Consider the following 13,347-nt stretch of genomic DNA (forward strand, 5'->3'; position numbering starts at 1 on the left):
TATAATTCGTTTGTAAATAAAATAGTTCAAAATAAAATTTTAAAACATGGGAAAATTTGTAATTTCTACAAGAAAAAACGGTGAATTTCAATTTAGCTTAAAAGCTGGCAATGGTCAAGAAATTCTAGGTAGTGAAGGTTACACTACAAAAGCAGCTTGTTTAAATGGTGTAGAATCTGTGAAAAAAAATTCGCAAGATGATGCTCGTTTTGATCGTTTGGAATCTAAAAATGGAAAGTATTATTTCAATTTAAAAGCGACTAATGGTCAAATTATTGGAACTAGTGAAATGTATGAAAGTACCGCTTCTAGAGACAACGGAATTGCTTCTGTAGCAAAAAATGCTCCTGACGCAGAAACGTATGATCAAACAGCATAAAGTATAAAAAAATTAAAAGTCCAACTTATTTTTAAGTTGGACTTTTTTTTATATGCTCAATAAATACGCTTAAAGTTTGTATTTTTGCAGGCTAAATTTAATTAAAGATAAAAATTATGTTTCATTCCAAAATATCAGGATTAGGCTATTACGTGCCTGAAAATATTGTTACCAATGATGATTTGGCCAAAAAAATGGACACCAATGATGAGTGGATTCAGGAAAGAACTGGGATTCAAGAGCGTCGCCACATCATAAGAGGAGAAGATACAACCACATCAATGGGTGTAAAAGCTGCTAAGATTGCCATTGAGCGTGCAGGGATAGCTAAAGAAGATATTGATTTTGTCATATTTGCAACCTTAAGTCCTGATTATTATTTTCCAGGTCCAGGTGTTTTAGTCCAACGCGATTTAGGTTTAAGGACGGTTGGTGCTTTAGATGTTCGTAATCAATGTTCTGGGTTTGTGTATGCAATTTCAATTGCGGATCAATACATCAAAACCGGAATGTATAAAAACGTTTTAGTAATTGGTTCTGAATTGCATTCAACAGGGTTGGATATGACCACTCGCGGAAGAGGAGTTTCTGTGATTTTTGGAGATGGAGCAGGAGCAGCAGTACTTTCTAGAGAAGAAGATTTATCTAAAGGAATTTTGTCTACGCATTTACATTCAGAAGGGCAACATGCCGAAGAATTATCATTAATTGCGCCAGGAATGGGAAAACGTTGGGTAACTGATATCATTGCTGATAACGATCCAAATGATGAAAGTTATTATCCTTACATGAACGGACAATTCGTATTTAAAAATGCAGTAGTTCGTTTTAGTGAAGTCATTAATGAAGGATTACAAGCGAATAATTTACAAGTTTCTGACATTAATATGTTGGTGCCACATCAAGCGAATTTGAGAATTTCGCAATTCATTCAGCAGAAATTCCGTTTAACTGACGACCAAGTTTTCAATAATATTCAAAAATACGGAAATACAACCGCAGCTTCCATTCCAATTGCTTTAACCGAAGCTTGGGAGCAAGGTAAAATCAAATCAGGTGATTTAGTAGTTTTAGCTGCTTTTGGTTCAGGATTTACTTGGGGAAGTGTGATTATTAGATGGTAATACGCTGTATGCAATAAGCGGTAAGCTTTATGCTAAAAATGAATAAATAAAAAGCGTTCTGAAATTTTCAGAACGCTTTTTTACTTTTGCCTAATGCCTAATGCCTAATGCCTAATGCCTAATGCCTAATAGCTAAATTAGAACATTCCACCACCACTTTGAGTCTCGTTAGCATCTCTTTGTTTTCTTGCTAAAGCACGGTTTTTACCGCCGCCAAAAATGTAGTTAAATCCAACATAAAATGTTTGGCTTTCCCAGTAAAATGCACCTTGTTGTCTGAAAGGAATATTACCATCAAAAGCAAAGTTCATATTTTCAAAAACGTCGTTGTAACGAGCTGTGATGGTTCCTTTTCCTTTTAAGATATTGTAGGTTGCTCCAATATCCATTTTGTACATTTCCATTCTGTCATATTGTAATCCTCTGTCTTTTCCTCTATACATTCCAAATAATTGGAAACGTAAATCTTTTGTAGCGGTAAAACTATTGTTGATTCTTGTATTAAAAGTAGTTACATCAACTTCTGCATTTTCTAAAGCATTTGTGCTAGCATTTTGTACCGTTCCTTTAGCCGTTTTAAAATACACATCGGCACTTGCATTAACTGACCACCATTTTGTGAATTTTAAATTTCCAGAAGTTTCAATTCCAAAGGCATCATTATTATCAAAGTTGTCATACGATAAAATGTTACGATTTGGATTGTTTGGATCGTTGTAAACAGTTCTTGATATTTCATCTGAAATACTTCTGTAAAATACACCACTTGTTATCGATCCAATTTTTGTATTTCTCGTATAATTTACTTCAAATGAATTAGTAAACTGCGGAACTAATCCAGGATTTCCTCTCGACTCCATTAAAGGTGTTGTCCATTCTCTAATTGGGCTAATTTGTCCAATACTTGGTCGGTCAACTCGTCTTGAATAATTGAAATTGAAAGAGTTTTTGTCGTTTGCTGTGTATGTTAAAAATGCTGATGGATAAGCTGTAAATAAATCATCCGAAATGTTTTGAGCATCATTAAAACTAGGATTTGTTTCGTTAATTGCGAAATCAGCATCTAAGTCAAAATATTCTAAGCGAACCCCAAGTTGACCGCTCCATTTTCCAATTTGCTTGCCAACATTAGCATAAGCCGAATAAATATTTCTACCAAATTCAAACGAATTATTAGCGCTTGTAAAACTCGGATTAATATCGTTAAAATGATTGCCCGAATTTTGAATTCTCGTTTCAACTCCCAATTCTAATTTTGTAGTTTCAGTTATTGGATTTACATAATCTGCATTAAACTGAAAATAATCTGTTGTTCCTTTTACTAAATTGGTTCTATCAAAATTAAAAGTTGGATTCGAAATCGTTTCATCGTATACTGTGTTTTCATCATTCTCCGTGTGCGAATAATTAAATTGAAGTTCTAAATTTTCATCTTTTTTATCGAAATCATGTTTGTAAACAACATCATAAGTTTGATTTTTGTTGTCGCCATTACTTCCAAAAAGTTGTGTGGTGTTGCTATTTGCAATAGGGTCATCATAAACTACTGTCGTTAAACCTGTCCCAGAACCATAAGTAAAACTTTGGTTGGTGTAAGCGGATAATGTGTTTTTGTCGTTTATATAATAATCCATTCCTAACTTTAATAGATGCGAATTGTTTTTGTTTCTAAAATTAAAATCTTGACGATTTTCTTGAGTAGGTCTTTCGCTATCTACAAAACCATTATTGGCATTGATTCCGTGATTAAAACCATAATTGGTATAAAAATTCACTTTTCCTACACGGTAATTCATATTCAGAGCCGAGTTTGTTTTTGGAGTAATTCCAAATGTAACTCCTGTGTTGATAGAACCATTAAAACCATCTTGCGAATTTTTATGCAAAATAATATTAATAATTCCACTCATTCCTTCGGGATTGTATTTTGCCGAAGGATTCGTAATCAACTCAATTTGTTTAATTGATGCAGAAGGAATTTGTTGTAACAATTGCTCTACAGAAACATTCGAAGGTTTTCCATCGATAAGTACACGTACATTACTGTTTCCTCTCATGCTGATTTCTTTCGTTTGAGGGTCGATACTAACTGTTGGGATGTTATTCATAATTTCAGAAGCAGTAGTTCCTGAAGCAATTAAATCTTTTCCAACATTAATTACTTTTCTATCGATTTTCTGCACCATGTTAGAGCGTTCAGCCACAACTTCTACGTCTTTTAATTCTGATACATCTTCTAAAATAGCAATTGTTCCTAAGTTTTGATTTGCATCTGCAGTTAAATCAATGTTTTTAACAACTGTTGTGTAGCCAATGAATTGAATTTCAATAGTATATTTTTGTAATCCTAATTTGTTGATGGCAAAATTTCCGTCTTCTGTGGTTACACCTCCTGTAACAATCTTGTCATTATCTTTAAGAATAATGTTTACGTAAGGTAAAGGCTCATTTGTTTTTTTGTCAACTATTTTACCTTTAATGCTTCCCGAGTTTTGTGCAAATCCAAAGGCAATTGAGCACAAAAAACAGGTGATAATTAATTTAAGTTTCATTTGTTTGTTTTTGATTAAATGATTGATGATTGTGGTTAATAGACTTCAACAATTGTTAATTGTTACAGTATTTTTAAAATATTTTTTTAATCGAAAAAAAACTAATCACTATTTACTAATCACTAACTACTATTTATTACCTTTGCACGTTCAAAAAAATAAGGTAAAATGACATTACATCACACATTAACAACACACATCCAAAAAGCGGTTCTTGAATTGTTCAATATTTCTATAGAAAAAGTTGAATTTCAGGCTACTAGGAAAGAGTTTGAAGGTGATATTACTATGGTAGTTTTTCCTTTGGTAAAAGCATTAAAAGGTAACCCAGTTGAAATCGGAAATCAGATAGGAAATTACTTAGTAGCGAACGTAAATGAAGTTGCTAAGTTCAATGTCGTAGGAGGATTTTTAAACATTGTGATTTCGGATGCTTTTTATGTAGAATTTTTCAATTCGATTAAAAACAACGAGACGTTTGGTTTTGTAACTCCAAAAGAAGGCGAGAAGGCTGTAATGGTGGAATATTCTTCACCAAATACTAACAAACCCTTGCATTTAGGACACATCAGAAACAATTTATTGGGTTATTCCGTTGCAGAAATCATTAAAGCTTCTGGAAAAAAAGTATATAAAACACAAATCATCAACGATAGAGGAATTCATATCTGTAAATCGATGTTGGCTTGGCAGAAATTTGGAAACGGACAAACGCCAGAATCAACAGGATTGAAAGGAGATAAATTGGTTGGAAATTTCTATGTGGAATTCGACAAACAATACAAAAAAGAAATTTCAGAATTAATCGCTCAAGGTAAAACCGAAGACGAAGCAAAAAAACTAGCACCATCTATTTTGGAAGCACAACAAATGCTTTTAGATTGGGAAAATGGAAAGCCAGAAGTTATCGAACTTTGGAAAACCATGAACCAATGGGTGTATGATGGTTTTGAGCAAACTTATAAAAATTTAGGTGTTAATTTCAATATTCCTAATTATTACGAATCAAACACGTATTTACTTGGAAAAGAAGTAGTACAATTTGGTTTAGAAAAAGGCATTTTCGAGAAAGATCCAGATGGTTCAGTTTGGATTGATTTAACTGCGGATGGTTTAGATAGAAAAATCGTGCTTCGTTCTGATGGAACAGCGGTTTACATGACACAAGATATTGGAACAGCTATTCAACGTGTGAAAGATTTTCCAGATGTTGGAGGAATGGTTTACACCGTTGGAAACGAGCAAGATTATCACTTCAAAGTGTTGTTCTTAATCTTGAAAAAATTAGGATTTGATTGGGCTGATAGCTTATATCACTTATCATACGGAATGGTGGAATTGCCTTCTGGAAAAATGAAATCACGTGAAGGAACAGTTGTAGATGCTGATGATTTAATGGCAGAAATGACTACGACAGCGCAAACTATTTCGGAAGAATTAGGAAAATTAGATGGTTATTCTGAAGATGAAAAAGCGGTATTGTTCAAAACAATCGGTTTAGGCGCTTTGAAATATTATATGCTAAAGGTTGATCCTAAAAAACAAATGATGTTCAACCCAGAAGAATCAGTTGATTTTGCAGGAAATACTGGGCCATTTATTCAATATACTTACGCTCGTATTCAGTCAATTTTGAGAAAAGCAGATTTTGATACTTCAATTTCAATTTCGGGATTAGAATTACACGAAAAGGAGAAAGAATTAATCAAGCAAGTGCAATTATTTCCTGAAGTAATTCAAAATGCGGCAGAGAATCATAGTCCGGCATTAATTGCGAATTATACGTATGATTTGGTAAAAGAATTCAATTCGTTTTATCAACAGGTTTCAATCTTAGGAGAGGAAAATCACGATAAAAAAGTGTTTAGAGTACAATTGTCAAAATCAGTTGGAAACACGATAAAAAATGCATTTCAGTTATTAGGAATTGAAGTTCCGGAGCGAATGTAAAAACATTTCAACATTCAAAATTCCATGTTGAATATTCTTTGTTTAAATATCGAACAACGAACTTGGAACAACGAATTTTGAAATAGTAAATCAGTTATAAGAGATAAAATTAAGTGAATACATCAAAATATTTTTTTCAAACTTTAATCGTGGTAATCGTTTCTGGATTGTCTTTTTTGGCATTCAAAACGTTTTTACCTAAAAAGTTATTTACGGAAAGTACTTTTAGTTCTAAAAATGTAGTTGTTGATAGTTTGCTTTTGGAAGCTATTGCTGAAGACGAAGGCGAAGTTGTAGAAGATTCTATGGCTAAAACCATTATCGATTACAAAGTGGTAAACGGAATTCAATTTCCGCCAGAAACATTCGAAGAATATACCGGAAATCAGTATTTAGCAACATTTTTCGAAAAATTATTTCAATTAGAAACTAAAAAAGAAGGAAACGTTCGTATAGCTTATTTTGGGGATTCAATGACAGATGGCGATTTAATTGTAAAAGATTTTAGAACTTATTTACAAGAAAAATTTGGTGGTCAAGGTGTTGGATTTGTGAATATTACTTCTGAATCGGCGAGTTCTCGTAGTTCAATTACTCACGAATTTTCTGGAAACTGGAAAACCCAATCGTATTTAAAAGTAAAGCGTCCATCTAATCCATTTGGTGTAAACGGTCATGTGTTTTATGCGAATGATACAGCAAATGTAGCTTGGGTAAAATATAAAGCCAATAAAACAAGATTTGCTTCAGAATTACCTCGCCCAACCTTATTCTACGGAAGTTCGTCGAATAAAGATGGAAAAGTATTTTATACATCTGGCGCAGATACTATTGTTAAAAAATTGACACCTAATAAAGCGGTTAATACATTAGCTTTATCGGAAGGAAATTTAAAAAGCATCAAAGTGAATTTCAAAAAAGCCGATTCTATTCCAATTTACGGATTTAATTTTGATGACGGCAAAGGTGTTCACGTGGATAATTTCTCGAATAGAGGAAATTCTGGTTTGCCAATTGGAAGTTTTGATGTTGCCACTATGCGGGCATTTCATTCGAAATTAGATTACGATTTAATTGTGTTGCAATACGGAGCTAACGTTTTAAATTACGGTTCATTAAACTACGGTTGGTACGAAAAGCGAATGGCAAAAGTAGTAGCGCATTTGAAAGAATGTTTTCCAGGAGTGTCTATTTTGATTGTTTCAACTGCTGATAAATCTACCAAATATGATTTAGAAATGAAAACCGATTCCGCTGTTGTTCCTTTAAATACAGCACAAAAACGATATGCTATCAAGTCGGAATCGAGTTTTGTCAATATGTACACTTTAATGGGTGGCGATGGTTCTATGATTCAATGGGTAGAACAAGAGCCAGCCAGAGCTAATAAAGATTACACACACTTTAATCACAGAGGAGCTAAAGAAGCTGCAAATTTGATTTTTACCCAATTAAATCAAGGCTATGAAATGTATAAAGATTTGAGAAAGAAACGTAAAAAACCAGCTGCTCCAGTGAAAAAAGATAGTGTCATCATTAATAAAGATTCCGTTTATGAAGAATAGATTTTTGATGTTTTTATTGGGAATTTCATTTTTTGGATTTGCTCAAGATACTTTATTAGTTCCGATAGATTCTGTTGAAGTAGATCTTCCTGTTATCGATTCTATTGAAGTTACTTTCACAGGAAACGACATTCACAATCCGAATGCACTTTTGGCGTTTTATGAAAAAATGTACCAATTAGAGCAAAGTAAATCGGGTAAAATTAATATTGTTCATATTGGCGATTCACATATTCAAGCGGATTTATTTACGGCTAAAATTCGTACTCAATTTCAAAAAGTATATGGGAATGGCGGTTTTGGATTTACGTTTCCATATAGCGTAGCTAAGACAAATAACAGTGCTCCAATTCGTTATTCTGCTTCAGGAAATTTTCAAAGTTTTAGAAATTTATATGCTGATGCTAATCGTCCGGTTGGCTTGAGTGGTTTTTCTATGGAAACGACTTCAAAAGATTTTGCGATTCAATTGAATGTAAAAGATGCGCAATATAATTTCACGAAATTAAAAGTGATTACACCTCAAAATGTCAACTTGTTTGATGTTTCGGTTTCTAATAAAAGTATAGTAATTGAAAGAAAAGTTCCGAAGAAAATCACTCACAAAGTAAAACCAGGTGAAGTTTTAGGAGGAATTGCCGATAAATACAATGTTTCTTTGAAAGCATTGAAACAAGCAAACGGTTTAAAAAGCGATATGATTCGCGATGGAAAAATTTTGACGATTCCAACTAAAGGAACACAATCGAAAAGCACCACAAAAACAGAATATATTCCTATCGAATTACAACCTTCACCATTTTCAAACGATTACATTTCGGAAACGCCTTTAGATAAAATTGCGATTGTTCCGAATCAAGAAATTGATGATTTTGCTTTGAACGGATTGGTTTTGGAAAATGATAATTCGGGTGTCATCTATCACAGTATTGGAGTGAATGGTGCGAAAGCGTCTGATTACAATAAATTCAGATTATTCAATGAGCAATTGCCAGCTTTAAATCCTGATTTAGTAATTATTTCTTTAGGAACAAATGAAAGTTTCGATAAGCAATCAGGCGAACAATATTTTACTCATTTGAGCCAAATTATTCAAGGAATTAAAGATAAAAACCCTCAAGCTTGTGTTTTGGTGATGACGTCGCCGCCTTCGGTTTTGCATAGAAAATATAAAAATACCTTTATTGAAAAATATGCCGAATTAATTGAAGAAAATGCGCATGTGAAAAATTATGCCGTTTGGGATTTACTTCAAGTTTTTGGTGGAAACAAATCCATTCAACGCAATGCAGCAAAAGGTTACATGGCAAGAGATAAGGTGCATTATTCAAAAGCAGGATATGAAAAACAAGGCGATTTGTTTTTTGAAGCCTTTTTACAATCATACGAATTATTTAAATCGACAAAGCAGTAGTGAAAGCACTTTTTAGCATACAAAATTGGTTTCTTGAAAATGTAGGGAATATCGATTTAGAGACCATTAAAAACTGGTTTTTATTCAATCCAAAACAACCGCTTTTATTTAATAGCGCTATTTTTTTAGGATTCTTTTTAGTTTTCTATATTATTTACATTTTATCTAGAAAAACTCATTATTTCCGCATTACTTATGTGGTGTTGTTTTCTTTGTTTTTCTATTATAAATCAAGTGGAATCTATTTTGGATTGTTGATTTTTTCATCGGTTGTTGATTATGTTTTATCGCGATTAATCTATGAAGAAGCCAAACAAGGTTATCGTAAATTTTATATGATATTAAGTTTATTGATTAACCTAGGGATGTTGGCTTATTTTAAATACACCAATTTCTTCATCGATAATTACAATTCACTTTTCGATGGCACTATGAAGTTTGAGGATATTATTCTACCAGTCGGAATTTCATTTTATACATTTCAAACCTTAAGTTATACGATTGACGTTTACCGAAGAGAATTAGAGCCTACGAAAAGCTTCATGGATTTCTTGTTCTTCGTTTCGTTTTTCCCGCAATTAGTAGCAGGGCCAATTGTAAGAGCAAGTGATTTCATTCCGCAAATTTATGAGAAATTAAAGTTAACGAAAGAAGATTTCAATCGTGCTTTATTCTTGATTATTGGTGGATTAATCAAAAAAGCAGTTATTTCAGATTACATTTCAAGCAACTTCGTTGATCGCGTATTTGATGCACCGAATAGTTACACTGCATTCGAAAATTTAATGGCTTCTTATGGTTATGCAATTCAAATTTATTGTGACTTTTCTGGATATTCTGATATTGCAATTGGATTGGCTTTATTAATGGGATTCTGGTTACCTGATAACTTTAGAACACCTTATCAATCAGGTTCGATTACTGAGTTTTGGAGAAGATGGCATATTTCGCTTTCCACTTGGTTACGTGATTATTTGTACATTACTTTAGGTGGAAACAGAAAAGGTAAAATCAGAACCTATTTCAACTTATTCATGACGATGCTATTAGGTGGATTATGGCACGGCGCTTCATGGAAATTTGTAGTTTGGGGCGTTTTACACGGATTGGCTTTAGTAGTAGAGAAATTCTTTGGTCAGTTTATTAAGTTGCCAAAAAATATATTCGTTAGAACTATCCAAGTTATTTTAACGTTCCACTTTGTTGTGTTTTGTTGGTTGTTTTTTAGAGCGAAAGACTTTGCAACGGCATTTCAAATTGCAGATAATATTACCAAATTAACTTTCGATTTAAATCAATGGCAAACCATTATTTTAGGTTATAAAAATGTATTTTTATTAATCGCTATTGGCGTGGTTTGGCATTTTGTTCCAGTGAAAACTTTAGCTGGTATGCAAAAAACATTTTCAACTTTACCTTTGCTAGCAAAAGCTGTTTTATTAGGATTGATTTATTGGGTAGTGTATGCTACGGCTTCTGCTGGTGCGCAACCTTTTATTTATTTTCAGTTTTAAGTAACTTTTGTTACCAATTTGCTTTCGTACGAATTGTAACTTTGTTTTTTTAAAACGAGATGAATAAAAGAGAAATTATAATTACGTTTATTGGAGTTGTAATAGGATTAATTTCAGGTTATGCTTATTACCATTATGTTGGATGTGTTTCAGGAACGTGTTCTATCACTTCAAAACCATTAAATAGTACTTTGTATGGAGGCGTATTAGGAGGATTACTATTTAACATGATTAGTGATTTCTTCAAAAAGAAACAATCCTAATTTCTTGTGTAACAAATGTTACCATAGGTTTTTAAAGTTTGTATATATTTGTTGAATGAAATTTTTAGTTCACATACTTTGTTTTTACTTATTGCTTCTGGTGACGTTGCCATCAGTTAGAGCAATGAAGATGCTTGTGAATGAAAATTGTGAACAAACTTGTAATAAATCAGGCTCAGAATCTTCGGGTTGTGAGAAAGGAAAAATCATCATGAGTTTGAATTTTAGTCCGGTTCAATTTGTAGCCGAATTAGATTTTAAACCCGAAATAACTTTTCCAGAATTCAAAATAGAAAAAGAACAATCGAACTACGAGAAGATCTTTATTTCTAAATACCAACATTCCATTTGGCATCCGCCGAAGTTTTCCATTTCTTAACTTAAAAAAAGTTGATTTTTATGTTTGTGTTTTTACACAAGCTTAACTTATAATGGAATAAAATGAAAAATATATTAATCGTGTTTTTGTTGGCTTTTTTTCAGTCAACAACAGCACAAAGCACCTTCGAATATGATGTGGTGTTAACTCCGGTCTCCGTTTCAGGTTTGCCCGGATTGCATTCTTATGCTTTTGCGCAACATAATGGAAAATGGTTAATCATTGGCGGAAGAAAAGACGGTTTACACGCACGTCAGCCTTTTAATGCTTTTCCAGGAGCTCAAAATAATACGGATATGTATGTGGTTGATATTGCAACGCAGCAATCTTGGTCGGCTTCCGTGAATTCGCTTCCAACAGGAATTAAAGAACAATTGCAATCGACCAACATGAACTTTTATCAGGATGGTGATGCTTTGTTTATTATTGGAGGATATGCTTATTCAACAACAGCTGCCGATCATAAAACGTTCAATAATTTGACTTCAGTTGACGTGCCTAATTTGATAAATGCTATCATTGCAGGTACTCCAATAACATCCTATTTCAAACAAATATCAAATGATGTTTTTGCGATTACGGGAGGTCAATTAGCAAAAATTGGTACTACGTTTTATTTGGTAGGTGGGCATCGTTTTGACGGAAGATATAACCCAATGAACAATCCAACGTTTACCCAAACGTATTCGAATGCTATCCGAAAATTTACAATTGATAATTCGGGAGCGAGTTTGAGTTATGCCAATTATGAAGAAGTTGTAGATGCCGTTCATTTACACCGTCGGGATTATAATTTATTGCCTCAGATTTTTCCTAATGGAGAATTAGGATACACGATTTCTTCAGGCGTATTTCAAATTGCAGTGGATTTGCCTTTTTTATATCCAGTTGATATAAAAGCAGGAGGCTATTTTCCTCAAACGCAATTCAATCAATATTTGAGTAATTATCACAGTGGAAAGGCTTGTTTGTACGATGCTACCAATAACAGAATGCACAATTTGTTTTTTGGGGGTATGAGTCAGTATTACTATTCTAATGGCACCTTATTACAAGACGATACGGTTCCTTTTGTAAAAACGATTAGTAGAACAACTCGTTTTGCCAATGGAAGTTTGCTTGAATATCAATTGCCAGTTGAAATGCCAAATTTAAAAGGCGCTGGAGCTGAGTTTATTCCGAATGAGAATTTACCACATTATTCAAATGAAGTAATTCAATTATCGAATATTACTGCGGACGAATTCGTAATTGGATATTTATTTGGGGGAATTCAAAGTTCTTCTCCTTCAGCTTTTACGGATAATCAAACCAATTTAACGAGTGCCGATCCAACGGTTTATGAAGTTAAATTAGTAAAAAATCCGTTATTGAGCACACCTCAAATAGATGGTAAAAATCCGTTTTCGTTTACGGTTTCGCCTAATCCAACATCAAATGATACGGTTAGAATTCAATTTGATATGGCTTATTCTGCTAAAGTCAATTATATAATATCGACATTAGATGGTAAAATAGCAGAAGAAGGAGAAATCGAAGATGTAAGCGCAGGAATAAACAGCATGAATTTTAGTTTAGCATCAGCCAAATCAGAATTTGTGATTATAACTTTTATTTTTGATGACAAATTTTATGTGTCTCAAAAAGTAATAAAAAAGTAATAACTGTTAAAATAATAAAAAATTAAGAGTACTATTTCTAAAATTATATATATTTGTCATAGTACAATACAAGCAAAAAAAATAAATAACAATTTAAAAATACAAAAAATGAAAAAATTAGTTTCAATTATGGCAGTAGCTGCTTTTATGTTTTCAATGAATGTTAACGCTCAAGAGCCAAAACAAAAAGCAAAAAAAGAAACAGCTAAAACTGAAAAATCTTGTTCAACTGCTGAAAAAAAATCTTGTGGTTCAGAAGCTAAATCAGGTGGATGTTGTTCATCTAAAAAAGCTGCTGAGAAAAAAGCTGAATAGTTTTACACTCATATTTATAAAGACGCCTCGATTATTTCGGGGCGTTTTTTTATGTAACAAATGTTGCTGAGTAGGTTTTTTAAAAGACATAATTTTGAGAAACAATTCATTGAGAAATTGATGATTGTTTTAGTTTTATTGGTTAGTAAAAGAGCATCTGTAGAGGTGCTCTTTTCATTTGTAACAATTGTCACTTCGTTATGTAACTCTTGTTACCGACTACCTTTTTTT

11 protein-coding genes are annotated in these 13,347 nt (G+C 32.8%); 10 read left to right on the top strand and 1 reads right to left on the bottom strand.

Features of this window, described 5'->3' with window-relative positions; translation table 11 throughout:
- The first annotated feature begins 46 nt into the window (after nucleotides 1-46).
- Both C8D80_RS09735 and C8D80_RS09740 read left to right on the top strand, forming a co-directional pair.
- Complete coding sequence (locus C8D80_RS09735; protein WP_133609823.1) at nucleotides 47-379, top strand: YegP family protein; 333 nt, start codon at nucleotides 47-49, stop codon at nucleotides 377-379.
- Between the two features lie 116 nt (nucleotides 380-495).
- Nucleotides 496-1,503, top strand: a complete 1,008-nt coding sequence (locus C8D80_RS09740; protein ID WP_133609825.1) for a 3-oxoacyl-ACP synthase III family protein — start codon at nucleotides 496-498, stop codon at nucleotides 1,501-1,503.
- 137 nt (nucleotides 1,504-1,640) lie between these two features.
- Here the strand turns inward: C8D80_RS09740 and C8D80_RS09745 are convergent, their stop codons facing one another.
- Nucleotides 1,641-4,055 (bottom strand): TonB-dependent receptor domain-containing protein, encoded by a 2,415-nt coding sequence (locus C8D80_RS09745; protein ID WP_133609827.1) that lies wholly within the window; start codon nucleotides 4,053-4,055, stop codon nucleotides 1,641-1,643.
- Between the two features lie 168 nt (nucleotides 4,056-4,223).
- Here C8D80_RS09745 and argS point away from each other — a divergent pair, with 168 nt between their 5' ends.
- From argS to C8D80_RS09785, 8 genes are all read left to right on the top strand, one after another.
- Complete coding sequence (gene argS, locus C8D80_RS09750) at nucleotides 4,224-6,005, top strand: arginine--tRNA ligase (RefSeq protein WP_133609829.1); 1,782 nt, start codon at nucleotides 4,224-4,226, stop codon at nucleotides 6,003-6,005.
- Nucleotides 6,006-6,118: 113 nt separating this feature from the next.
- Nucleotides 6,119-7,570, top strand: coding sequence for an SGNH/GDSL hydrolase family protein (locus tag C8D80_RS09755; RefSeq protein WP_133609831.1), 1,452 nt, complete (start codon nucleotides 6,119-6,121; stop codon nucleotides 7,568-7,570).
- The gene (locus C8D80_RS09760) at nucleotides 7,560-8,984 is read left to right on the top strand and encodes a GDSL-type esterase/lipase family protein (RefSeq protein ID WP_133609834.1); all 1,425 of its coding nucleotides are present in this window, start codon (nucleotides 7,560-7,562) and stop codon (nucleotides 8,982-8,984) included. The genes C8D80_RS09755 and C8D80_RS09760 overlap by 11 nt, the downstream gene beginning before the upstream one ends.
- Nucleotides 8,984-10,498 (top strand): MBOAT family O-acyltransferase, encoded by a 1,515-nt coding sequence (locus C8D80_RS09765; protein WP_133609836.1) that lies wholly within the window; start codon nucleotides 8,984-8,986, stop codon nucleotides 10,496-10,498. Before C8D80_RS09760 ends, C8D80_RS09765 begins: the two co-directional genes overlap by 1 nt.
- A gap of 59 nt (nucleotides 10,499-10,557) precedes the next feature.
- Entirely contained in the window at nucleotides 10,558-10,761 is a 204-nt protein-coding gene (locus C8D80_RS09770; protein ID WP_133609838.1) for a DUF6132 family protein, read from the top strand.
- A 136-nt stretch (nucleotides 10,762-10,897) separates the two neighbouring features.
- Nucleotides 10,898-11,140 carry a hypothetical protein gene (locus C8D80_RS09775; RefSeq protein WP_133609840.1) on the top strand — a complete coding sequence of 81 codons (243 nt, stop codon included), beginning with the start codon at nucleotides 10,898-10,900 and terminating at the stop codon, nucleotides 11,138-11,140.
- A gap of 62 nt (nucleotides 11,141-11,202) precedes the next feature.
- Nucleotides 11,203-12,801 carry a hypothetical protein gene (locus C8D80_RS09780; RefSeq protein WP_133609842.1) on the top strand — a complete coding sequence of 533 codons (1,599 nt, stop codon included), beginning with the start codon at nucleotides 11,203-11,205 and terminating at the stop codon, nucleotides 12,799-12,801.
- A gap of 108 nt (nucleotides 12,802-12,909) precedes the next feature.
- Nucleotides 12,910-13,116 carry a hypothetical protein gene (locus C8D80_RS09785; protein ID WP_133609844.1) on the top strand — a complete coding sequence of 69 codons (207 nt, stop codon included), beginning with the start codon at nucleotides 12,910-12,912 and terminating at the stop codon, nucleotides 13,114-13,116.
- Nucleotides 13,117-13,347: the final 231 nt, after the last annotated feature.

It is taken from the genome of Flavobacterium cheniae (assembly GCF_004363695.1).
GTDB lineage: Bacteria > Bacteroidota > Bacteroidia > Flavobacteriales > Flavobacteriaceae > Flavobacterium > Flavobacterium cheniae.